Source organism: Luteimonas aestuarii (assembly GCF_004357985.1).
Taxonomy (GTDB): Bacteria; Pseudomonadota; Gammaproteobacteria; order Xanthomonadales; family Xanthomonadaceae; genus Luteimonas; species Luteimonas aestuarii.
Genome location: NZ_SMTF01000002.1, coordinates 149,089 through 173,535, shown reverse-complemented (window position 1 = coordinate 173,535; position 24,447 = coordinate 149,089). Strand labels below are relative to the sequence as shown.

General features: G+C 65.7%; 15 protein-coding genes and 2 pseudogenes. 11 read left to right on the top strand and 6 right to left on the bottom strand.

What is annotated here, in order from left to right:
* Positions 1–181 precede the first annotated feature (181 nt).
* From E2F46_RS03175 to E2F46_RS03140, 8 genes and pseudogenes are all read left to right on the top strand, one after another.
* Positions 182–826, top strand: a complete 645-nt coding sequence (locus E2F46_RS03175; RefSeq protein WP_133320719.1) for a helix-turn-helix domain-containing protein — start codon at positions 182–184, stop codon at positions 824–826.
* Positions 827–925: 99 nt separating this feature from the next.
* Positions 926–1,138, top strand: a complete 213-nt coding sequence (locus E2F46_RS03170) for a hypothetical protein (RefSeq protein ID WP_133320718.1) — start codon at positions 926–928, stop codon at positions 1,136–1,138.
* A gap of 65 nt (positions 1,139–1,203) precedes the next feature.
* A complete protein-coding gene (locus E2F46_RS03165) occupies positions 1,204–2,205 on the top strand; it encodes a ligase-associated DNA damage response exonuclease (RefSeq protein ID WP_133320717.1) in 1,002 nt (333 codons plus the stop codon).
* Positions 2,205–3,902 (top strand): ATP-dependent DNA ligase, encoded by a 1,698-nt coding sequence (locus E2F46_RS03160; protein ID WP_133320716.1) that lies wholly within the window; start codon positions 2,205–2,207, stop codon positions 3,900–3,902. The genes E2F46_RS03165 and E2F46_RS03160 overlap by 1 nt, the downstream gene beginning before the upstream one ends.
* Positions 3,899–6,367: a ligase-associated DNA damage response DEXH box helicase gene (locus E2F46_RS03155; RefSeq protein ID WP_133320715.1), complete on the top strand. Its 2,469-nt coding sequence runs from the start codon at positions 3,899–3,901 to the stop codon at positions 6,365–6,367. The genes E2F46_RS03160 and E2F46_RS03155 overlap by 4 nt, the downstream gene beginning before the upstream one ends.
* Positions 6,360–6,998, top strand: a complete 639-nt coding sequence (gene pdeM / locus E2F46_RS03150; RefSeq protein WP_133320714.1) for a ligase-associated DNA damage response endonuclease PdeM — start codon at positions 6,360–6,362, stop codon at positions 6,996–6,998. The genes E2F46_RS03155 and pdeM overlap by 8 nt, the downstream gene beginning before the upstream one ends.
* Before the next feature lie 330 nt (positions 6,999–7,328).
* Positions 7,329–8,461: pseudogene (locus E2F46_RS03145) on the top strand (IS3 family transposase).
* Between the two features lie 263 nt (positions 8,462–8,724).
* Positions 8,725–8,934: a hypothetical protein gene (locus E2F46_RS03140; RefSeq protein WP_207949507.1), complete on the top strand. Its 210-nt coding sequence runs from the start codon at positions 8,725–8,727 to the stop codon at positions 8,932–8,934.
* A 151-nt stretch (positions 8,935–9,085) separates the two neighbouring features.
* On the opposite strand, the gene E2F46_RS03135 is transcribed toward E2F46_RS03140, so the two are convergent.
* The 6 genes and pseudogenes from E2F46_RS03135 to dtd form a co-directional block, all read right to left on the bottom strand.
* Positions 9,086–9,820, bottom strand: coding sequence for a hypothetical protein (locus E2F46_RS03135; protein WP_133320713.1), 735 nt, complete (start codon positions 9,818–9,820; stop codon positions 9,086–9,088).
* A 161-nt stretch (positions 9,821–9,981) separates the two neighbouring features.
* Positions 9,982–10,962 (bottom strand): RHS repeat domain-containing protein, encoded by a 981-nt coding sequence (locus E2F46_RS03130; protein ID WP_133320712.1) that lies wholly within the window; start codon positions 10,960–10,962, stop codon positions 9,982–9,984.
* A 12-nt stretch (positions 10,963–10,974) separates the two neighbouring features.
* Positions 10,975–16,554, bottom strand: a complete 5,580-nt coding sequence (locus E2F46_RS03125; protein WP_165967334.1) for an RHS repeat protein — start codon at positions 16,552–16,554, stop codon at positions 10,975–10,977.
* A 481-nt stretch (positions 16,555–17,035) separates the two neighbouring features.
* A pseudogene (locus E2F46_RS03120) lies at positions 17,036–18,156 on the bottom strand (IS3 family transposase).
* Positions 18,157–18,696: 540 nt separating this feature from the next.
* Positions 18,697–20,568 (bottom strand): RNA polymerase sigma factor RpoD, encoded by a 1,872-nt coding sequence (gene rpoD / locus E2F46_RS03115; RefSeq protein ID WP_133320710.1) that lies wholly within the window; start codon positions 20,566–20,568, stop codon positions 18,697–18,699.
* Positions 20,569–20,764: 196 nt separating this feature from the next.
* Positions 20,765–21,205, bottom strand: a complete 441-nt coding sequence (gene dtd / locus E2F46_RS03110) for a D-aminoacyl-tRNA deacylase (RefSeq protein ID WP_133320709.1) — start codon at positions 21,203–21,205, stop codon at positions 20,765–20,767.
* A 214-nt stretch (positions 21,206–21,419) separates the two neighbouring features.
* Here dtd and E2F46_RS03105 point away from each other — a divergent pair, with 214 nt between their 5' ends.
* The 3 genes from E2F46_RS03105 to E2F46_RS03095 are packed head-to-tail and all read left to right on the top strand — an operon-like array spanning position 21,420 to position 24,443.
* Positions 21,420–22,346, top strand: a complete 927-nt coding sequence (locus E2F46_RS03105) for a lauroyl acyltransferase (protein ID WP_133320708.1) — start codon at positions 21,420–21,422, stop codon at positions 22,344–22,346.
* Positions 22,343–22,867 (top strand): PH domain-containing protein, encoded by a 525-nt coding sequence (locus tag E2F46_RS03100; RefSeq protein ID WP_243720284.1) that lies wholly within the window; start codon positions 22,343–22,345, stop codon positions 22,865–22,867. Before E2F46_RS03105 ends, E2F46_RS03100 begins: the two co-directional genes overlap by 4 nt.
* Positions 22,854–24,443, top strand: coding sequence for a PH domain-containing protein (locus E2F46_RS03095; RefSeq protein ID WP_133320707.1), 1,590 nt, complete (start codon positions 22,854–22,856; stop codon positions 24,441–24,443). Before E2F46_RS03100 ends, E2F46_RS03095 begins: the two co-directional genes overlap by 14 nt.
* The last annotated feature ends 4 nt before the right edge of the window (positions 24,444–24,447 follow it).

The window sequence follows — 24,447 nt, the reverse complement described above, 5'->3', positions numbered from 1 at the left end:
TGCGTTACGGCGCCATGCCCCCGGCAATCCGGTGCAGCGCCCGCCCTGCCAAACCGGCGAAGGGCCTATTCGGGCCATAATGATCCTGATCAGAAAATTGTCAACCCGGGCTGGTCAGTGCCGTGGTTCCTCGGCAAGATGCAGGCACCCCACGTCCCGGCCCGACAGGAGTCACCGGCGCATGACAGCGCAACACCCCACCATCGGCAGCCTGCTGCGGGCCCTGCGCGCGCGCAACGGCTGGACGCTGAAGGAAATGAGCGAGCGCACCGGCATCCCGCTGTCCACGCTGTCGAAGGTGGAGAACGACCGGCTCAGCCTGACCTACGACAAGCTGCTGCAGATCAGCCAGCGGCTCAATCTCCGCATGTCGGAGCTGTTCGCCGAACCCGACGCCAGCAGCGAGCCGCAAGTCACCGCGCGCCGCAGCATCGCCCGCATCGAGGACGGCGTGCGCGTCAATACGCCCAACTACGACTACTACTACCTGTGCACCGAGCTGCGCCGCAAGCGCATGATCCCGGTGCTGACCCGCGTGCGCGCCACCACCCTGGCGCAGTTCGGCGAGCTGGTGCGGCACAGTGGCGAGGAGTACATCCACGTCATCGAAGGCGCGGTGGAGGTGCATACCGAGTTCTACGACCCGATCGTGCTCCGGGCCGGCGAAGGCGTGTACATCGACTCCAACATGGGCCACGCCTACCTCGCCGCGCCGGGATGCGAGGAAGCCTTGCTGCTGGGCGTGTGTTCCAGTGCCGACGAACAGCTGATGGAATCGCTGCTGACCCTGCACGGCGACACCGGCAAGCCCGCCGCCCGGAAGTAGACGTCGCCGCGCCGCGGCCCAGCGGCCTGCCGGCCATGCTCACGCCGGCACCACGGCGCCAGTCTCAGCCTATGCGCCAGGCCACTGGATGATGTCGGCATGCGCACTCCCCTGCTTCCCGAAGCGTTTCCCGTCGGCACGCTGTTCGCGCTGGTCGACGGCGTGCCCGTCACCGAATCGCCCGACGGCGAGGTGCTGGGCTGGGACTGCGATGCACCGCGACCGATGGCGCGCCATGCGCACCCGGCCTGGACAGCGCTGTCGGAGCTGACGTTCCGCAGCCTCGTCTCGGGGGATGCCGGGCCGCGCTGATCGCCGTCGGACCTCGTGCGGGCCGCGCCCGCGCCGCCGTCGGCTCGCCTCGACCCGCGATGACGATGCCGACGCCAAACCGCGACCTGATCCAGCTGCGACCCGAAGGCCTGTACTGCCCGCGCGGCGATTTCCACATCGATCCCTGGCGCCCGGTCCCGCGCGCGGTCATCACGCATGGCCACGGCGACCACGCGCGCACCGGCATGGCCGAGTACCACTGCACGCACGGCAGCCTGCCGATCCTGCAGTGGCGGCTGGGCCGGCAGCAGTACCACGCGCATGCGCACGGCGAGTCGTTCACGCTCGGCGATGCGAAGGTATCGCTGCACCCCGCCGGCCACGTGCTCGGCTCGGCGCAGGTCCGCGTGGAGGTGGCGGGCGAGGTCTGGGTCGCCTCGGGCGACTACAAGCGCCAGCCCGACCCCACCTGCGCGCCGTTCGAAGTGGTTCCCTGCGACACCTTCATCACCGAGGCGACCTTCGGGCTGCCGGTGTATCGCTGGCCGGACACGCGCGAGGTGGCGCGCGAGATCGTCGAGTGGCGCGATGCCTGCGCGGCGGAAGGCGTGGCCGCGGTGCTGTTCTGCTACGCGCTGGGCAAGGCGCAGCGCGTGCTGGCGGAACTGGCGGCGCACACCGACGCGCCGGCACTGCTGCACGGCGCCATCGCCGCGGGCGTGGACGTCTATCGGCAGGCGGGCATCCCGATGCTGGCCACCGAACCGGTGTCCGAACAGGCCAAGGGCGCCGACTTCGCCGGCAAGCTGGTGCTGGCGCCACCCTCCGCCGCCGGCAGCGCATGGATGCGTCGCTTCCGCCGCGCGCAGACCGGCTTCGCCTCGGGCTGGATGCGGATCCGCGGCAATCGCCGCCGCCGCAACTACGACCGCGGCTTCGTGGTGTCCGACCATGCCGACTGGCCGGACCTGATGCGCACCGTGCGCGAGACCGGCGCGTCGCGCGTGATCGCCACGCACGGCAACACCGATGCCATCGTGCGCGCGCTGCGCGAGGACGGCATCGATGCCGGCGCGTTCCGCACCGATTTCGGTGGCGAAGACTGATGCGTCGTTTCGCCGCGCTCTATCGCGAACTCGACCGCAGCACCGCCACGCTCGACAAGCGCGCGGCGCTGGTGCGCTACTTCCGCGCCGCGCCGCCGCGCGATGCCGCCTGGGCGCTGCACCTGCTGGCCGGCGGCAAGGTGGCCGGCGCGAGGAAGAAGATCGCCACCACGCGCGAGCTGCGCGAATGGATCGCGCAGGCCTCCGCCCTGCCCGACTGGCTGGTGGACGACAGCTACGACCAGGTCGGCGACCTGGCCGAGACGCTGGCGCTGCTGCTCGACGACCCTGTTACGCCCGGCGAGGACATCGCGCTGGCCGACTGGATCGAGGCGCGGTTGCTGCCGGTCGCCAACCAGGAGGTCGAGGTACGTCGCGAGGTGGTGCTGCAGGCATGGCGCGGCCTCGCCTTCGACGAGCGCCTGGTGTTCAACAAGCTGCTGACCGGCGCGCTGCGCGTGGGCGTGTCGCAGCGGCTGGTGCAGCAGGCGCTGGCGGAGATGAGCGGCATCGACATCGCGCGCATCGCGCAACGCATGCTGGGCGCGTGGACGCCAACGCCGGAATTCCTCGAGCAACTGCTGTCGCCGCAGGAACTGCCGACCGACCGGCAGCAGCCCTATCCGTTCTTCCTCGCGACGCCGTTGGAGGCGGTGTTGCGCGCGGGCGTTGTCGACGGCACATCATCCGCGGACGACACCAGCGACGACGACACCGCACCTGCGCTCGCCAACGATCCCGATGCCGTCGCGCGCGCACTCGGCCCGATCGACGACTGGCTGCTGGAGTGGAAGTGGGACGGCATCCGCCTGCAGCTGATCCGCCGCGATGGCGAAGTCGCACTGTGGTCGCGCGGCGAGGAACGGCTGGACGGCCGCTTCCCCGAGATCGAAGCCGGCGCCTCGCGTCTCGCGCGCGACTGCGTGCTGGACGGCGAACTGCTGGCATGGCGCGAGGGCGACGCCGGGCCGATGCCGTTCACCGCGCTGCAGACACGCATCCAACGCCGCAAGCCCGGCCCGAAGACGCTGGCCGACACGCCGGTACGGATGCAGGCCTACGACCTGCTGGAGCTGGACGGCGAAGACTGGCGCGAACGCCCGCAACACGAACGCCGTGCCGCACTCGACGCAGTGCTGGCCGCGTCGCCGGACTGCGGCATCACGCTGTCGCCGCTTGTCGACGCACGCGACTGGACGCACGCGGCGGCCCTGCGCGGCGACGCCCGCGAACGCGGCGTGGAAGGCCTGATGCTCAAGCGTGCCAGTGCGCCCTACCAGTCCGGCCGCAAGCGCGGCGACTGGTGGAAGTGGAAGATCGATCCGCTGACCATCGATGCCGTGCTGCTGTACGCGCAGTCGGGCCACGGTCGGCGCAGCACGCTGTACACCGACTACACCTTCGGGCTGTGGGACGGCGACACGCTGGTGCCGGTGGCGAAGGCCTACAGCGGCCTGGACGACAAGGAGATCCTGCAGCTCGACCGCTGGATCCGCGCCCATACGCTGGAACGCTTCGGCCCGGTGCGTTCGGTGCAGCCGCACCATGTCTTCGAGCTCGGCTTCGAAGCCGTCAATCGCTCCAGCCGGCACAAGTCCGGCATCGCCGTGCGTTTCCCGCGCATCCTGCGCTGGCGCCATGACAAGCCGATGGCCGAAGCCGACCGGCTGGAGACGCTGAAGGCACTGGCGCGATGACGGCGCGTACGCGGTTCGACGCGCCGCTGGCCGCCTGGTTCGATCGCCAGGGCTGGTCGCCGGCGCCGTTCCAGCGCGAGGCCTGGCGCCGCTACCGCAAGGGCGAGTCCGGCCTGCTGGTCACGCCCACCGGCAGCGGCAAGACGCTCGCCGCGCTGGGCGGCCCGCTGCTGGAAGCGCTGGCCGAAGGCGACAAGGCCGCGACGCGCACCCGGCGCAAGGCGGCGACGACGGCACGCACGCGATTGCTGTGGATCACGCCATTGCGGGCACTGGCCAACGACAGCGTGCGCGCCCTGCGCGAGCCCATCGCCGCACTGGGCCTCGACTGGACGGTGGCGATGCGCACCGGCGATGCGAGTTCGCGCGACAAGCGGCTGGCCCGACAGGGCCGCGCCGACGCGCTGGTGATCACGCCCGAATCGCTGGCCCTGCTGCTCAGCTATCCCGACACGCGGGCGCAGCTCTCCGGCCTTCGCGTGGTGGTGGTGGACGAATGGCACGAACTGCTGGGCAACAAGCGCGGCGTGCTGCTGCAGCTGTGCCTGGCACGCCTGCGCGGCTGGTCGCCGGACGCGCGCATCTGGGGCTTGTCGGCCACGCTCGGCAACCTCGAGCAGGCCCGCGACGTGCTGCTGCCGCATGTCGGGGACGCACCGATCCTGCATGCCGCGAAACCGCGCTCGCTGACGGTACAGACGCTGCTGCCCGAAGGCGGCGAGCGCTTCCCCTGGGCCGGCCATGTCGGCCTGTCGCAGGTGCAGCGCGTCACTGCACAACTCGATGCCGCGCGTACCACCCTGCTGTTCGCGAACACACGCTCGCAGGCCGAGCTGTGGCATCGCGCGCTGTCGTCGGTGTGGCTGGACGATCCGGCCAAGTTGGCGCTGCACCACGGCTCGCTCGACCCGAAACTGCGCGCCGCCGTCGAACAGGGCTTGCGCGACGGGAGTGTGCGCTGCGTGGTCGCCACCTCCAGCCTGGACCTGGGCGTGGATTTCCCCGCCGTCGACCAGGTGATCCAGCTGGGCAGCCCGAAGGGCATGGCGCGATTGCTGCAGCGTGCGGGCCGTGCCCGCCATCGTCCGGGCGAGGCCGGCCACGTGGTGTGCGTGCCGACGCATGCCCTCGAACTCGCGGAGTACGCCGCCGTGCGCGAGGCGCTGGCCGATGGCGAGATCGAAGCGCGACCGCCGCCCACGCTGTCGCTGGACGTGCTGGCGCAGCACTGCGTCACCCTGGCGCTGGGCGGCGGCTTCGATGCCGATGCGCTGCGCGACGAGGTCCGCGGCACGCACGCTTTCGCCGCGCTCACCGATGCACAGTGGAACGCGGTGCTCGCCTTCGTCGTGCAGGGCGGCGAGGCGTTGCAGCACTACCCCGAGTTCCTGCGCGTGGTGCGCGACGAAGATGGCCTGTACCGCGTGCACGACCGTCGCATCGCACTGCGCCACCGGCTGTCGATCGGCACCATCACCAGCGACGGCGCGCTGCAGGTCAAGCTGATGCGTGGCGGCACCCTGGGCAGCGTGGAGGAAAGCTTCCTTGCGCGGCTGCGTCCGCGAGACCGCTTCCAGTTCGCAGGCCGCACGCTGGAACTGGTGCGGCTGCAGGACATGACCGCGTACGTGCGCATCGCCGGCAAGCCAAACGGCATCGTGCCGCGCTGGCAGGGCGGACGCATGCCGATGTCGACCGCACTCGGCGCCCGTGTCGCCAAGGTCCTGTCCGGGCCACGCCAAGGCCCGGAACTGCACGCGCTCGGGCCACTGCTGGCGCTGCAGGAGCGCCTGTCGGCGTTGCCCTCGCCCGGCACGCTGCTGGCCGAGTTCGCGAAGACCCGCGAAGGCTGGCACCTGTTCGTCTATCCGTTCGCCGGGCGCCTGGTGCACGAAGGCCTCGGCGCCTTGCTGGCGCTGCGCTGGAGCCGGTTGGCACCGAATACCTTTGCCTTCGCCGTGAACGACTATGGCGTCGCCATCACCGCACGCAGCGACACCAGCATGGATGTCGACACCCTGCGCGCGCTGCTGTCACCCGATGGCCTGCTGGACGACCTGCAGGCCGGCGCCAACGTCGGCGAGCTGGAGCGTCGGCAGTTCCGCGACATCGCGCGCGTCGCCGGCCTGCTGCCGCCCTCGCTGCCTGGACGCGCCGTGCGCAGCATGCGCCAGCTGCAGGCCTCCAGCGGTCTGCTGTACGACGTGCTGCAGCAGCACGACCCGGGCCACCTGTTGCTGCAGCAGGCATCGCGCGAAGTGTTCGAGGCGCAGCTCGACGTGCGCGCGCTGGCCGATGTGCTGGCACGCTGCCATGCACAACGCATCGTGCTGCAACGGCCGAAGAGCCTGACCCCGCTGTCGTTCCCGCTGTGGGCCGAGTTCATGCGTGGCGCGCACAGCAGCGAGGACTGGCGCACGCGCGTGCAGCGCGCGGCCGAGCGACTGGAGCGTCGCCATGGTTGAGTCGCTGCGCATCGACATCGCCGGCGAGCCGATGGAACTGCTGGCCGACCGCGCGCTGTACTGGCCGCGCGAGCAGCGCCTGCTGATCGCCGACCTGCACCTGGGCAAGGGCGACACCTTCCGCGCGGCCGGCATCCCGGTGCCCACCGGCGGCACCACGCATGACCTGCGCCGGATCGATGCGCTGCTGCGCGCGACCGGCGCGCACGCGCTGTGGATCCTCGGCGATTTCCTGCACGCACGGCGCCACGCCGCGGTGGACGCAGCCTGGCGCGCGCTGCGCGACGCGCACGGCAAGGTCGCGTTCGGCGTCGTCCCCGGCAACCACGACCGCGCACTCGATGCCGGCATCGCCGGCGTGGACGTCATCGCCGAAGACACCCTCGAACCACCGTTCGTGTTCCGCCACGCGCCACCCGACGCCGCGGACGCGAACGCGCATGTCATCTGCGGCCACGTGCATCCGGTGCTGCGCCTGCCGGGTGCCGGCCGGCATCCGGTGTTCTGGCTGCAACCCCGCATGACCGTGCTGCCCGCGTTCTCCGCCTTCACCGGCGGCCATGCGGTGCGGCGCGCACCGGGCACCGGCCTCGTCGCCTGCAACGGATCGCTGCTGCTGCGACTGCCCTAGCACGGGCGGAAGTGGTGGGCCCACCATCAGCAGCAACAACACCATAAGCAATTGATTCTATTACCTTTATTGTGGTACCGCAAGACCAGTGACTCATAGGTTGACTCACTTATGACGCGGTGGCTCTAACGCCTGATTCGTCAGCTTTTCTCGCGATCATGGTTTATGAAGAGATGAATCAGATAGAGCCATATCCCCTACCTTTCGAACTTGACGAGACTGTTCCTGTCAAATCTTCACGAAATGATTGGATCTGAGGGTCAATTTGACCTGCCCCCACTGAGCCGTACCACGTGAAGCTGTAAAGTCCGTCAACCCGAGAGGACGGACATGCGCAAGAGTCGCTTCACCACCGAACAGATCATCGGATTCATCAAGCAGGCCGAGGCCGGCATGGCGGTCTCCGAACTGGGGCGCCAGCACGGTTTCAGTCCCGCCAGCTTCTACGCCTGGCGGGCCAAGTACGGCGGGATGGAGGCCGAGGACGCCAAGCGCCTGAAGGAGCTGGAAGCCGAGAACAACCGGCTCAAGCGGTTGCTGGCCGACGCGCACCTGGACATCGAGGCGCTGAAGATCGGCTTCGGGGTAAAACGCTAGCCCCGCAACGCAAGCGCGAGGCAGTCCGCCGCATGCTCGACCAGACCGTGTTGAGCGAGCGCCGGGCCTGCCGCCTTGCGGGGCTATCCCGCGATGCCTTCCGCCACCCGCCCGAGCCAACGCCTGCCATGCAGGCGCTGTCGGCGCGGATCATGGAACTGGCGCAGATTCGGCGCAGGTTCGGCTATCGCCGCCTGCACGGCCTGCTGCGCCCGGAGTTCCCCGACGTGAACCACAAGAAGGTCTACCGGCTCTACAGCGAGGCCAGCCTCGCCGTGCGCCGACGCAGGAAGACCAAGCGGCCGCCGCTTGAGCGGCAACCGCTGGCGATCGCCACGGCCCCAACGGGGTCTGGAGCATTGACTTCGTCAGCGATGCCCTGGCCAACGCCCGGCGCCTCAAGTGCCTGACCGTGGCCGACGACTTCACCCACCGAGTGCGTCGACATCACGGTCGACCACGGCATTGGCGGCGCCTACGTGGTCCGCGTGCTGGACCAGGCCGCCTGCTTCCGCGGTTACCCACGGGCCGTGCGCACCGACAACGGCCCCGAGTTCACCAGCAGGGCCTTCATCGCTTGGACGCAACGACATGGCATCGAGCACCTGTTGATCGAGCCGGGCAAGCCCATGCAGAACGGCTACATCGAGAGCTTCAACGGCAAGTTCCGCGACGAGTGCCTCAACGAGCACTGGTTCACCTCGCTGGTCCAGGCCCGCCAGGTCATCGCCGACTGGCGTCGCGATTACAACCAGGTCCGCCCACACAGCAGCTGCGGCCGGATCCCGCCTGCCCAGTTCGCTGCCAACCACCGAGCACAACAAGCCAACGGCACAGTAATCTTCAACCCCGGGCTTTATCAGTAATCATTGGTACGGCCGGTGGGGGCAGGCCAGAGGGACTCATCCTCAAGCACCAGGCCAAGCAGTCGCAGTTGCGCATTTAGCCGGCTCGCGCCAACGAGAAGAAGACAGCCGAAGGCTGAGCGACGCGATCACAACCCCAACAACGCACAAGGCCCGCGATGCGGGCCTTGTGCGTGTTGCTTTGCTGGTGGCGACCCTGACCCCATTGATCGGCGTCAGACGATCAATGACTCTGACCCCATCGATCCCAGCCCACGCTGCCGGTGCTGCGCCGGCTCGCCATCGCGCTTGGCGTCAGCGGCGATGCGCTGCTGTTCGATCACAACGAACGCGGCCCCGGCGACGATCTGCGCCTGCACTTCGAGGCCGTCTCACGCATGTCGCCCGAAGACCAGCAGGTCGTGCGCTCGCTGCTCGAAGGCATGATCCTCAAGCACGATGCGCGAAGGTTCGAGCGCAGCCCAGATCGCTGAGCGACAGCATCACAACCCAACAACGACAAGGCCCGCAGTGCGGGCCTTGTGCTTCATGGGCGCAGGTTAATTGTCCCTGACACCTTCTCTCAGCGGCCTTGTCGTAAGTGTCTCTGACACCGTTGTTCGCTTCGCTTACCCGCTACGCTGGCTACATCTCTAACCTTCGGCCAGACAACGTGATGTCGTTGGCATCCAAGAGCTGCTGTGCACGAACGAGGTTGTCGTTGCGTATGCGACATAGGAACTTTCCGCTCTCGGCAGACACATGACCCACTGAAGGGAGCGCATCGGCCAGCGTGCCGTCACCCACACGCCGTGCCAAATGACGTTCGCCAAGCAACATCAGAGGATAAACATCCCTCAAGTAGCCATCACAAGCTCGATAGAAGTGTCTCTCACCACCTTGCTGGATGCCTATCTGGGCGTTATCTCGCCAATGTGAAAGCCGTCCAGACTCTCGGCTCCCCCATGCACCCAAGGCACGGTAGGAGGGCTCCACGGATATTCCCCAGTAGTAACCGAGCGGAGAGAACCATGCGGGAAACAGGAACCCATAGGCTGCACAACTGCGGAACAATCGATCCCCCTCGAGTAGCAAATTCAGTGCGGCTTGCTCGTTTAACGTCGCATTGATGGAGAAGAATGCGGATGTGGGGGTGCGAAGCGAACGTGCGAAGTAGATGGAAGGACGCCACGTATCATCAATGGTGGTGCGACCTTTAGGAAAGAATTCGACAGTCTCGATTGCTCGATGAACATTGTGGTCTGAAACGGACTCTCGCAGGGTTCTCATCGAGTAGCGCGCCGACAGGATCTGCTTGTCTCCTCCCACCAGCAGCACTTTGGACTTCGAGTCGAACCTACCAAACAAGTTCTCTACCAAGTCAAGCGTTTGCGCCAGAGAGCATTCCGATGCAATACCGTCGAAGTAGAGGCAAGTAGCGGAGCTAAGCTGCGGGTTCGCACCGCCTAGAAGATAGGAATACGGCGCCCATGGCTCAGCAATTGAGAGCGCCGAAAGATCAGTGCTAAGAGGCGGAGGTACTAGCATGAGGTTCGCGCAATTCGGCTGCCCGTGCACATCACTTTTGTCGCCTCAACCGCTTTGAAATCGCCCATTCGGTCTCCTAGTGCGCCTGCGTACTTCGCCTGCAAATCTGCAGCCTTCTGTCCTGGGGAAAGGACCTCAGTGATATCGATTTTTCCGTCCGGCCTGAGACCTGCCACATCCGGCTTAAGACGGCTATTAACTGCGCCATCAGTAAGAGTTCTGAGCGATCTATGCAGAGAGATCTTCTCGTATCCGCCTGTTCTGAGCATTGCAGCCGCTTCTCGCAACTGCCTAAATGCATGCCCGCTAGCCATTCCCGCACGTGTAGTCCTTTGTGCGCTGCCGATAAGAACAGTACCCGTGCGCGCAACCTTGGCGAAAGGAATTACGGCTGCTGCTTCCCAACCAGCACCAAACCTGCTTCCCGCACCCGCATTCGACCAACCCTTGTCGGCAATCTGGCTGATGCCTTCAGCACCGAAGACCTGCCATGTTGCGTTTAGCGCTGCCCACCCTGCACAACTGTATGGACCACAACCCTCAGCGCCGGAATCGATCATTTCGCCAACGCTTTGGCGTCCATCCGGATCCGTAAACCGATACGGGTTGTTGTTGGCGTACCTGTATCGATGGAACTGTGCAATGGGACTGCTGTATGCCGTCACCGGATCAACGGATAGGAACACCCCAAGCATCGGATCGTAATAGCGTTGCTGCATATACGTGAGCCCAGAAGCAGCATCCTGCACGTGCCCCGTAAATCCCGGCCCATCCGTCAGCGGCCGGTTGATCAATTGCCCATACGGCTCGTAAACGCTGCGCTCGATGACGGTGCCTGCACTGTTGGTTACCGCGACCGGCGTCCCCAGCAGATCGGTGTGGATGTATTCCACCACCGTTTGTGCATGTAGCCCGAACGCAGCGCCAAGCCACAGCATGGTCATCCCAATCCATTTTGCAATTCCGGATTCCATGGCCTCTCTCCCCTAGAGCGTGTACGGGTTGGACCAGGCCGAGCAGCCGGACGAGTTGCAGGCGCGCACCCAGTACTGCCGAGTACCGATGCCTGTCCCGGTGACGAAGGTGTTGGGGCCGGAGGACAACGGAGACCTTGCGCCTGTCCCCACCTTCATCTCGACGTCGTAGTAGCTCGCGCCCGCCGACGCATTCCAGTCCACGCGCCAGTAGGTCACCGCAGGCTGGGACTGCTCATCCCGCTCCTTCCATCCCGTCAGTCCGGTAGGCACCGCCGGGACGTAGGACACCACGGTGGTCGCCGTAACCGAGTACGGCCCGCAGCCGGCAACGTTGCATGCAACTGCGCGATAGCCATACGTGGTGGGCACGCGCCCCGTCACCCCAATGGACGTCGCTGCACCGTTGTGGATCGTACTCCAGCCGCCCCCGCTCACCTGCTCCTGCAACTGGTAGCTGGCTGCCCCGCTGACGCTGCTCCAGCTAATGGTGTAGCTGCCCGTACCGTTGCCGGACGGCGTAGACACGACAGGTGCGCTGGTGGGCGCATACACTACCTGCACCGTGCCCGTCGCCGAGTTCGGCCCGCAGCCGGCCGCATTGCAGCCCTTGACCTGGAGCGAATAACTGCCGCCGGCCTGGCCGCTGTAGCTCTGGCCCGTGCCCGCACCGCTATACACGGCGGACCACGCCCCGCCGTTGAAATTGCGTTCCAGGATGTAGCTGTCCGCGCCGCCCACCGAGGACCAACTGACCGCATAAGATCCATTGGCACCCACGGCCGGCACACTGATGCTTGGCGTTCCCATCGGCGCATAGATTGCCTGCACCGTACCCACGGCCGAGTCCGGACCACAGCCGTCGGCATTGCAGGCCGTCACCCGAAACGCATAGCTGCCTGCCGGCTGTGAGGTGTAACTCAGCGTTGTGCCTGGACCGTTGTAGACGTTGGCCCATGAGCTCCCGTTCACGCTTCGATCCACGCTGTAGTTCGTGGCGCCGCTGACGCCCGTCCAGCCGATGGTGAAGTTGCCCTGCGCGCCCACGGGGGAAACGCTCAGCGCAGGCGCAGTAGATGGCGCATGCACCGACTGCACGGGAACCGTGGCCGAGTAGGGACCGCAGCCGGCCGGGTTGCAGGCCTGCACGCGATAACCATAGGCGCCCGTCGTCTGGCCACTGTAGGACTGGCTCAACGCACTGCCTGTATACGCTGCGCCCCAAGCGCCGCCATTGACTGCGACCTGCAGCCTGTACTCAGTCGCGCCCCCGATGCTGGTCCACGTCACGGTGTAGTTGCCGCCGGCCGCCGTCCCTGGTGCACTCAGCACCGGCGCGATTCCTGGCGGGTACTGCACGGACACCGACGCAGTCGTGCTCCACGCACTGCAGCCAGCATTGAGGCATGCCCGCACGCGGTAGCCGTGGTTGCCGGCCGGCTTGCCAGTCACGGCCAGGCTCAAGGCTGCGCCGCTGTAGGCAGGCGCCCAGGCGCCGCCCGACACCGCTTCCTCCAACTGATACCCCGTGGCCCCGGAGGACGCCGTCCAGCTGACGGTATAGCTGCCAGTCGCATTGAAGGAGGGTGCGCTCAAGGAGGGCGTGGCTGGTGCTGTGGAATTCACGACACGCGCCACCAAGCTTCCGCCCAGATACACGTAATTGGTGATCTTCGCGCTGCGCAGGTCGTTCTCGTAAAGCAACTGGCCCGCTTGGCTGTACAGACTGTGCTTGTCCGCGGTCGTCCGGTCCAGTACACGTCGGCCTAGGCCATCGTAGGCGTAGGTGCCCTTGCCGGTAGCGCTGCGAAGCCGGTTGCCGAAATCGAAGCTGTAGGTCTGGCCGTTCTTGTTGGCCAGGTTGCCCTGCGCGTCGTAGCCCAGGCCGACAATGGTGGCGCCACCTGAGTTCCTGATATTGGTCAGGCGGTTGTTCGTATAGAGGTACTGTGCATAGTCCTTGGCCCCCGCACGGGTCCAGGACGTCAGGTTGTCCAGCACGTCGTAGGTGAATTGGTGCACCTGTCCGCCGCCGCTGGCGGCGAAGGCGGGCGAGCTGGCCATCAGCAGGCGGTCCAGTCCGTCATAGGTCATGGTGCGATTCTGGTTGCCGTCCCACCCATCCAGAATCGACTGCACGTTGCCGTTGGCATCATAGGCATACTCGTTGTCGAGCACACCGGCACTGTCGATGACCCGGCTGGGCAGCTGACGCGCATTCTGCGCCATCGAGTGCACGATCCCGTTGCCGTAGGTGAACTGCTTGATGGCGCCATTGGGGTAGTACTGCACGCCGGTGGCGTAGGAACCGGCCTGGGTTGCCTGACCCAGCGCGTTGGGCGAGTAGCCCACGATCAGGCCCGGCGTGGCCATCGCGGACAACGCGCCGTTGCCGTCATAGGTATAGCCCACCGTCAGATCGACACTGCCCCACTGTTGCCGCTCACTGGCAAGTTGCCCACGTCGCTTGTAACCGTAGGTGGTGGTGACGTCGATACCACTCCCGTTTGCCGTCACCAGCGTGGCTTGCTTGCCATCCTTGGTATAGGTGTAAGCAGTATTGCCCAATCCATCGGGAAACGTCAGCGACGCCACGCGGTTGCGGGCATCGTAAGTGCGTGACACCTTGCGTGCGAGCACCGCGGCGTTGAAGCCGTCGGCGCATCCGAACGTAGAAGACAAGCCCGCCGCCGACCAGGCCAGATTACCGGCACCGTCGTACCCCATCAGGGTAGCTCCGATCTCGGGCTCCAAGCTGCGACACAATTGATGGTGATTGTCGTAATCGTAAGCGCGCGTTACGAGCAGACTACCCGAATTGTTCCGACGTGTGAGCGACAGCGGCTTGCCGAAGTCGTCGCGCACGATGTCGGTAATCGCGCCTTCTGGATGTACGATCTGCGAAGGCCAATCCGTCGAGGGCTGCCCGTAGGCCTTGAAGCGCGTGGTGGTCGACGCCGTGCGCGGATTGGTGGTGGTGGTGCGGAACTGGCTCTCATAGGCCATCAGCGTCGTCAGCACACCAAGTTCGCTGTCCTGAGAGACTGAAGTGATCCGCCCGAGGGCATCATATTCAGTCCATGTTCCACTGGTCAGTGCGTCGGATTGGCCGGGATACGAGGCGAAAGTCGTACGGCCGTCGTGGTCATAGCTGAAGCGCGTAAAGCGCTGGGTGCCCGCGACATTGGCGGTGTCGTATTCCCGAACAAGCAGTGGCTGCCACAGGGCATCGTAATAGCTAATCTTGCGGGCATTGCCGGTGCTGATCGTCTGCCGCCAATGTCCTGCGGGAACCCCGTACTCGGCCGAGGCAGCCTTATCGAACAGCAGTGTGGTCGGGTTCCATGTAACGATAAGCTCCGTAAGCGGATCGTCGCAAGCACCGAATGTCGTCTCCGATGGATGTGCGAGCCTGTTCAGTCGTCCCATGGCGTCGTAGCCATAGCAGGTGGTGTTGCCCGTCTCACTGGTCACCGAGGTAATCCAGCCGTTGTTGTCGACGGTGGCGGATTGAGATGAACCGCCGGGCGCCTCGGGCGTTGCCGGATACTGGATCATGCGGGGGATTCCGCGGAACCAGTCGCTCACCGCGATCACATTGTCGTTGCCATCCTTGACCGTAGCCAGCGTGCCGTCGGCGTTGTAGGTGAAGGTTTGCTGGAGCTTGCCGAAGGATGATTTTGTCAACGGCAATGCCGATGTCGGGCTATAAGTGGCTGCTTCTGCCACCACTCCATTGACCGAGTGCTGCTTGACCTGCCCCAGCACCCACGCTGACAGATTGTCATCATATGTTGTCGAGATCGTACGGCTATAGGACGTAACTCCTGGCGTGATCAACTCGCTGCGCTCGGTAGTTTGCGTAGTACGAGCGAGCACATCGAACGCAGTCACCGTATTGAAAAACGACGCCCCTTGTTGCTGGACCTGCGAGGAGATAAGTGGGCGGTTGTAGTCCCCGCGCCCGCGTATGTACTCATATGCTAACGGTTCACCCATCCAGTCCGGGAAAGGCATGGTGCCCATCTGCGAGGTCTGTACATAGGTATTCTCCTGCCGCGTCAGGACGCTCGAGCCTTCACGCACCTCCCTGCTGAGTAGTTGCCCCTCGTTTGCCAGCGCATCCGTTCCGAAAACTTCAACAACGGTACTTCCGTCGGGCCGAGTGGTGGTCACGGTACGCGTTCCATTGATCGGGTAGCCCTCGGGCACCTTGGTTTGGAAGGTGTCTTGGTGCTGGAATTGCCAGGATTGGTTCGCAGGCAATCCAGGGCCGGACAACGTCTTGCGCCTTACGGCCAGCACGTCGTATCGCGTCGGTACCAGGGGTTGCCGCTCGAGCCACCTTATCGGGAGCCCATCGGGGGCATTGACCGCACCGCAGAAGCCTGTGGACCCGTTCAGATTGGAGCGATGCAGGCGATTGTAGCCGAGGCGATACACTCCGTGCGCGCCCGACGGATGCGTCATTGTCAGCTCGGCTTCGGTACCAGCCAGCGACCGCATCAGCTGGCATTCCATCGGATAGTCGAATGGATCCGTCGTCAGCGCAACAAAGCGACGAAGACCGACCACAGCGCCGGTAGAAAAATTCCAACTACTTCCATCCGGGAGCATAACTGAGGTCAATAGACCGTCGGTATATCCGTAGTGTACGGTACGAGATCCGGCCGTAGCCGACGCTATTTTTCCGTCACTGTAGGTCAGACTGATAGTTCGGCCATCACTGGCGGTTATGGACGTGACGCTGTTTCCCGACCACGTGTATGTGACAAAGTTACCAAAGCGGTCTTCCACACGGGTTGGATACAGTCGATAGACGCTGCGCGAAAGCTCAGCGTCCTGTCGATGAGGGAGGGCACCGCAACAATCTGGCACGTGGCCCGAGCCTCGCAGCGGCCGGTCCTCATAAGTGACCATCCAGTCCAACCAATACCTGGTGCCATCCGGCGCAAGCGCCAAGAATCCTTCCCCAGCCTGCCCGCTCTGCAAGTTCGGCAGGCATCCAAAGTGCCATTGACTCTTGGTAGTGAGTGCCGTCCACGCGCCGGCGGACGGCATCGGCAAGGGCCCACTCGAGGACCGAAACAGAAGTTGCTCCTCGCCTCCGCCGGGCGTGTTGAGCTGCAGGCCGTTCCAGAAGCTGTAGTTGTTGAAATGAACGATACCAATCGTAATGCTATTCGGTCGATACTGGTTGTAAGTGGTTGGGGACGAACAGCGCGCGTTCGGATTGGATGTGTTGACAACCCACCCATCAACCTCCGAGTACGTTCCGGTGAGATACGGAAGGTCCAGCTCCCATTCTCCAAAGGCGTAGCCTCTCCAGATACTCAGATCTGTGTTGGTACTGGGAGATTTGTTGCCATCAACCACAAGGCGACGCATCACCGAAACAGGGAGGGAACTGTTGCCTGGCAAGGAGAGGTCGGTCTGAGAGAACGAAATACCCCCCGTGTAGGAGCTAATCTCCTCGCCAAACAAATCAGGGCCCAACGCCTTGATGTTAACAGCGTGCTTCTGCGGACCGATAACCTGCTCACCGTAGCTTATAGGTTCGGTGGCCTCTGCGGTTCCTACGGGAATCGACAATGCAATAGCGACACATACTGAAGCAGCATAACTCCACTTTCCCATCCCACCCCCCAGATGAAATCCGGGACTCGCCCGAAGTTGTGTTCCACCATCGCCCGCACGTTAACCCACCCAACACTTGGGCACATCCATTTGAATTGACACTAACCACCAGCAACATTCGAAAGCTACACGCCAACTCTAACCATTCAACGCTCATACGTTGGGCCCGCGGGAGCAGTGCAGCTGCTAGACGAACCTGAGTAGGTACATGCTAGCCCCTCAACCGAACGCCACGGAACACAATTCTGCGGTCTGCTGCCGAGCAGCTTATTAAACTACGTCCTCAGACTACAAACCTGCGGTCCGCATGTCTGTAGGACTATTCTGACAAGAGTGTGACTTGTCTCCCAAGCCAGGTAGCGACCAAACCGCAGGAGAGCTGGCCCCACTCGTTTGAACAGCACAGCCGTGTCCGATAAGTGGATCGCCTGCGGGTTCAAGCTTCCTTCGGCCAAAGCAGCGGTTGGTTGAAGTAGACCTGATCGGGGATAAGCCGATCAAGTGCGCTGTGCGGTCGGCGACGGTTGTAAAAGTCGAAATAGCGGGCGAGTACTGTTTTGGCGTTGCTGACGCTGTCGTAGGCGTGCAGGTAGACGTCCTCGTACTTGACCGATTTTCACAGCCGTTCGATGAACACGTTGTCGCGCCAGCAGTCCTTGCCGTCCATGCTGATGGCGATGCCGTGCTCCTTCAGCAGGCCGGTGAAGGCCTGGCTGGTGAACTGGCTGCCCTGGTCGGTGTTGAAGATCGCAGGCGTGCCGTACCGGGCGATGGCGTCCTCGACCGCCTCGATGCAGAAGTCCGTGTCCATCGTGATCGAAACCCGCCGGGCCAGCACCCGGCGGCTGTACCAGTCGATCACCGCCGCCAGGTAGACGAAGCCGCGGGCCATCAGGAGGTAGGTGATGTCCATGACCCAGACCTGGTTGGGCCGGTCGATCTTCAGGCCCGCAACAGGTACGGGGAGACCTTGTGCCCGGGATGCTTCCGGCTGGTGTTGGGCTTGCGATACAGCGCCTCGATGCCCATGCGTCGCATCAGCGTGGCCACATGCTTGCGGCCCACGGCAATGCCTTCGGCGTTCAGCAGGTCGCGCAGCATCCGGCTGCCGGCGAACGGCAGCTCCATGTGCAGCTCGTCGATCCGGCGCATCAGCGCCAGATCCTGCGCCGACACCGGACGCGGCAGGCAGTACACGCCGCCCCGGCTGATAGCCACCACCCCGGCCTGCTTGCTCAAGGGGAGTGGATGGTCGCGGTCGATCATCGCCTAGCGCTCAGCAAACCCGCCTTGGTGAGCCCGCCTTCAAAAAATCGTTCTCCAGTGTCAGCCCCCCGATCGTGCCTTCAGGTCCACCGGGGGCGGGCCTGCATCGGCCGTGCCGCCGAACACGCCGGCAGTGTTCTCCAGCAGTTGACTGCGCCACTGGGTGATCTGGTTGGGGTGGACGTCGAACTGCTGCGCCAGTTCAGCCAGCGTCTTGTCGCCCTTGACGGCGGCCAGAGCCACCTTGGCCTTGAAGGCCGGCGAGTGGTTGCGGCGGGGGCGTCTTGCCATCGGTCTGCTCCTCGTAGGGCAGTCATCATCGCCTCTGTGAGCAGGAAATCCACCTACCGCGCTGTTCAAATTCTCGGGGCCAGCTTTAGACTGCTTGTTGGTGGGCCCACCAGGACTCGAACCTGGAACCAAAGGATTCACGTTGCCGGGGATTTCGCCCCGCGTGGACTATCTCATCACCCTCAGCTGCCGCTGGTGGGGTGCGGGACGCTCTAGCCTGTCATCAAGGGCACTTCAGCCCCCAGGTAGTCTCTGCACCTTCCGGCGGTGTACCGCCGGCTTGGCTCAGGATTGCCGCCGGCCTGGCCGCTGCGGTTTCCCTGAATTCATCCCGTTCTCGTCCGCGCATTACGGCGCGGCGACACCATTTCGATGAGTCCTCTGCTCTAACCATTGAGCTATAGGCCCGCGCCGGCATTATGCCCCACGCCGTCGGGATCGGAAGGCCTGGCTTGGCAGGTCGCCACCGGACCCTGCCGCCCATAAGACCGAAGGCCCGCAAGCGCGGGCCTTCTGACGATCCAGTGTCGGTGCCTTGGCTTACTCGATATCGAGGAAGCTGCGCAGCTGTTCCGAACGGCTGGGGTGGCGCAGCTTGCGCAGGGCCTTGGCTTCGATCTGGCGGATGCGCTCGCGGGTCACGTCGAACTGCTTGCCCACTTCCTCGAGGGTGTGGTCGGTGTTCATGTCGATGCCGAAGCGCATGCGCAGGACCTTGGCCTCGCGCGGGGTCAACCCGGCCAGCACGTCGCGCACGGTTTCCATCAGGTTGGTGTTGGTGGTGGCCTCGACCGGGGACTCGACGTTGGTGTCCTCGATGAAATCGCCCAGGTGCGAGTCCTCGTCGTCGCCGATCGGGGTCTCCATGGAGATCGGTTCCTTCGCGATCTTCATCACCTTGCGGATCTTGTCCTCGGGCATGTCCATTTCCTTGGCCAGCTCCTCCGGCGTGGCCTCGCGGCCGTACTGCTGGAGCATCTGGCGGGAAATGCGGTTGAGCTTGTTGATCGTCTCGATCATGTGCACCGGGATGCGGATGGTGCGCGCCTGGTCGGCGATCGAACGGGTGATCGCCTGGCGGATCCACCAGGTGGCATAGGTCGAGAACTTGTAGCCGCGGCGGTATTCGAACTTGTCCACCGCCTTCATCAGGCCGATGTTGCCTTCCTGGATGAGGTCGAGGAACTGCAGGCCGCGGTTGGTGTACTTCTTGGCGATCGAGATCACCAGGCGCAGGTTGGCCTCGACCATTTCCTTCTTCGCGCGACGGGCCTTGGTCTCGCCGTAGGCCATGGCGCGATTGATCTCGCGCAGGTCGGCCAGGGTCACGCCCATCGCCTTCTCGATCGCGATGGTGGCTTCCTGCTCGGCGACGATCTGGTCCTTGACGTCGCGCAGGCCGCTGGACCACTTCTGCTTGCGCTTGACCAGCTCGTCGACCCACGCGGTATTGGTCTGGTTGCCGTCCCACGCGCGGATGAAGTCCTTGCGCGGCATCTTCGCGACCTTGGTGGACAGGTCGAGGATGCGGCGCTCGTGGTCCTTGATCTCGCCCACCACGTCGCGCAGCTTCCTGACCAGCACGTCGGTCAGCGGCAGCGGCAGCTTGAACGTGACGAATTGCGCGGCCATTTCCTCGCGCAACTTCAGCACGGGCTTGGCGCTGGGGCCGTTCTTGGCGGAGGACTTCTGGAACTTGGCGTAGTTGGCCGCCAGTTCCTCCATGCGACGCGCGACTTCCGCCGGGTCCGGACCGGTGGGGCCGGCTTCCTCGGCGTCGTCGGAATCGTCGTCGTCGGAATCGTCGTCGGAATCGTCGCTGTCGGAGGTATCGTCGGAATCGCTCGACGGGGCCGCGGCGGCGGGCGCCGGCTCCTCGTCCAGGCCATCGTTGAAACCGACCACCACTTCGGCCAGGCGCTTCTTGCCGGCCTTGTGCAGTTCGTATTCCTCGAGCAGCAGCTCGATCGTCCAGGGGAAGCTGGCCAGCGACGCGGCCATCTGGTTCAGGCCTTCCTCGATCCGCTTGGCGATGGCGATCTCGCCCTCGCGCGTCAGCAGTTCCACCGTGCCCATCTCGCGCATGTACATGCGTACCGGGTCGGTGGTGCGGCCACCCTCTGTGTCGAGCGAGGTCAGCGCCGCGGCGGCTTCCTCGGCGGCGGTGTCGTCGACCTCGCGGTTGCCGCTGGAGTCGCCGGTGAGCAGCAGCGTTTCGGCATCGGGCGCGACTTCGTGCACGTCGATGCCCATGCCGTTGATCATGCCGATGATGTCCTCGATCTGCTCCGGATCGACGAGGTCGTCGGGCAGGTGGTCGTTGACTTCGGCGTAGGTCAGGTAGCCCTGCTCCAGCCCCTTGGAGATCAGGAGCTTGATGTCGGACTGCTGGGCAGGACGTTCGTTCGCCATATGGCGCGCACCGGGGAGAAAAGTGAACCCGTAATTATACCAGCCCGCCGGGCCGGGTCGTGCCCGGGCGGGGAGGTGGCCGGGCCATCGTTGGCAGGGCTGACGACGATATGGGCCCGGGGCGATGGTTTTCCACCCCCGATCGCCCCGGACCCGCGGCGCCGCTTCTGCGCCCCAACCTGCGCCGCCCGAGGCCTCAGGCCCGCAGCAGGAAGGTGACCGGGCCGTCGTTGACCAGGGCCACGGCCATGTGGGCCCCGAACCGGCCTGTTTCGACCTGGCCGCCGTGGCGGGCGCGGCATTCAGCCAGCAGTCGGCCAAACACCGCCTCGGCGGCGTCGGGGGCGGCCGCGGTGCTGAAACCCGGGCGCATGCCCTTGCGGGTGTCCGCGGCGAGGGTGAACTGGCTGACCAGCAGCAGGCCACCCCCGGTGTCGGCCAGCGACCGGTTCATCCGTCCTTCGTCATCGGAAAACACGCGGTATCCCAGCAGCCGTTCGACCATCCGCGCCACCTGCGCTTCGCCATCGCCGGGTTCGATGCCCACCAGCGCCAGCAGGCCATGGCCGATGCGGCCGACGCATTCGCCGTCGACATCGACCCGGGCTTCGGTCACGCGCTGGATGAGGGAAAGCATGGGGATGCGGGATGCGGGATGCGGGATGCGGGATGCGGGATGCGGGATGCGGGATGCGGCAGAGCGTATCCCTTTTGCTTGTTGTCCCGATGCAAGCCGGGATGGCTGCGCCGGGACATGCGGGCATCCGGCCATGACCGGACCAACAGACCCGAAGCGGATATCGCCACCTAGGCGCCAAGCCCGACTGCCCGCGCCGCTACACTGGCGGCCGATGAAACATGAACTCCCCGCCGCCCTGCTCTACGCCGCCGCCGCAGCCTTCGGTCGCCTACCGTGGGCGCTGCAGCGGCGGCTGGGCGATGCGCTTGCGTGGCTGTGGTGGCGCTTGGGCGCGCGCGAAAGCACGGTGGCGCTGCGCAACCTGGAGATCGCCTATCCGGAACTGCTGCCCTCGCAGCGCGACGCATTGCGCCGCGACGTGCTGCGCGCGACCGGGCGGCAGGCGCTGCTGACGCTACGGCTGTGGACCCGGCCGCACGCCGAGAACCTCGCCCTGATTCGCGAGACCCATGGCGAAGCCCTGTTCGATGCCGCCCTGGCCAGCGGCAGGGGCGTGATCGTGGCGGCCCCGCATTTCGGCAACTGGGAGCTGCTGAACCAGTGGCTGGCGGCGAAGACGCCGCTGGCGATCCTGTACCGGCCGCCGGAATCGGCCATCGGCGAAGCCTTCCTGCGCCGCGTTCGCGCCGATGCCGATGCCGCGCGCGTCACCCAGGTGCGCGCCGAAGGCCCCGGCATCCGCGCCCTGTTCAAGCGCCTGCGCGATGGCGGGGTGGTCGGCATCCTGCCCGACCAGCAGCCCAAGGTGGGCGATGGCGAGTTCGTGCCGTTCTTCGGCACGCAGGCGCTGACGATGACGCTCGTCGGCCGGCTGGCCGAGCGCAGCGGCGCGACCGTGCTGTTCGCCTGGTGCGAGCGCGTCGGACCCGGGCTCGGCTTCGCGCTGCACGTCGCGCCCGCCTCGCCGGGCATTGCCGATGCGGACCCGCACGTGGCGGTGGCGGCGCTCAATGCCGACGTCGAACGCATCGCGCGACGCGACCCGGCGCAGTACCAGTGGACCTACAAGCGCTTCAAGGCACGGCCGCCGGGCAGCGGCGAAACCAATCCCTATCGCGACCTGGAACGCATCGAGTGATCGAGTTCGAAACGATGGAAACACCCGGTACGACCGATGCCGCTCGCGAAGACAGCGGGTGGCAGCCGCTGCCGCCGCGCGCGCGCACGATGTTCACGCTGTCGGCGCTGGTGTCGTCGCTGGTGTTCCTGGTCGGCGCACTGGTGGCGATCGGCCTGCTGCTGCCGGATGGCGCACCGAAGATCGGCGCTGCAGTGGCGACATTGATCGCGATCCCCGGGTTGTTCGTCTGGCTGGCGCGCAAGCGCTATCGCTACACGCTGTGGCGGCTGGACGCAGACGGCTTCGCGCTGCGCCGCGGCCGCTTCTGGAGCGTGGAAACGCGCGTGCCAGGCACCCGCGTGCAGCATCTGGACCTGGTGCGCGGCCCGCTGCAGCGCCGCTTCGACCTGTCCACCCTGGTCATCCACACCGCCGGCACGCGGCACAACGCGGTGTCGGTGGCGGGCATGGACACGGCCGAGGCCGAGCGCCTGCGCAACGTGCTGGCCGAGGGGACGGCCGACGATGACGACGCCTGAGCCCGGCGATCCCGCACCGCGACCACCCGGCACCCCCGCGCCGCCGGAACCGGCGGCCGTGGTGCAGGCCGAAGCACGCCTGCCCACCGACGACGAACGCCGCCTGCATCCATGGTCGTGGCTGTTCGTGCTGCTGGCATCGGTGCGACAGCTCATCGTGCCGCTGGGCGCGCTGGTGGTGTTCGGTGGCCGCAGCGAGGACAGCTGGCAGTTGATCGGTGCCGGGGTGGTCGTGGCGATGCTGGCATTGGCCTCGATCTGGCGCTACTTCACCTATCGTTACCGCATCGACGGCGACAGCCTGCTCGTGCGCAGCGGTGTGTTCGAGCGCAGCCTGCGCCAGGTGCCGTTCTCGCGCATCCACAACGTCGCCCTGCACCAGACGCTGCTGCACCGCGTGTTCGGCGTGGCCGAGGTGAAGCTGGAATCGGCCGGCGGCACCAGGCCCGAGGCGCAGATGCGGGTGCTGAAGCTGGCCGACGCGCTGGCGCTGGAACGGGTGATCCGCCATCGCGGGCACGCCGCGACCGACGCCGCGCCGGAGGTTTCGCCTTCGACCGCCGGGGATGGCGAAACGCTGCTGTCGCTGGGCATGGGCGAGATCGTGCGACTGGGGTTGATCTCGAACCGTGGCATGGTGGTGGTGGCCGCTGCGTTCGCCCTGGCCTGGCAGGTGTTCCCGGAGCGGCGCATGCTAGGCCTGTTCCGCGACTTCTGGCGCGATGCCTTCGGCTATGTCGGCCAGTTCAATGGCGGCTGGCTGGCAACCGCAGCCTCGGTAGCGCTGTTCGTACTGCTGGTGCTGGCGCTGATCCGCGCGTTCTCGGTGGTGCTGGCGATCGTGCGCTACCACGGGTTCCGGTTGAGCCAGCATGGCCGTCGCCTGACCGTCGAACGCGGCCTGCTGACCCGTGTGCGCGCCAGCGTGCCACGCCGGCGCATCCAGGCATGGACGTTGCGCGAAAGCGTGCTGCACCGCGCCTTCGGTCGTCGTTCGCTGGACATCGATACCGCCACCTCGCAGGTCGATCCCAACCAGGAAAAACCACTGCAGGAACTGGCGCCGGTCGCCACGCCCGCTGCCTGCGATGCACTGGTGAACCACGTGCTGCGCGACGCCGCGTGGCCGCCCGCAGGCTGGTCGCCGCTGCACCGGCGTGCATGGATGCGATTGCTGCTGGGCGACATCGTGTTCGGTGTTGCGGCGATTGCGGTCGCCACCTGGCATTTCGGCAGCTGGGGACTGCTGGCGTTGCTGTGGCTGCCGTGGGCGTGGCTGGTCGCGCGCGGCCACGCCGCGCGCGCCGGCTATGCCATCGACGGCCGACTGGTCGCGGTGCGCGAAGGCTGGTGGTCGCGACGCTGGCGCTTCGCCGAGCTCGACAAGGTGCAGGCGCTGGAACTGCGCCGCTCGCCGCTGGACCGGCACTTCGGCATGGCATCGGTGTGGGTGGATACCGCCGGCGCCGGGGCGATGTCCGGCGCGCTGCGCATCCGCCACCTGCCGCTGGACGAGGCACGCCGATTGCATGCACGCATCGCCGGCGAGGTCGCGCGGCGTCCGTTGCGCTGGTAGCGCG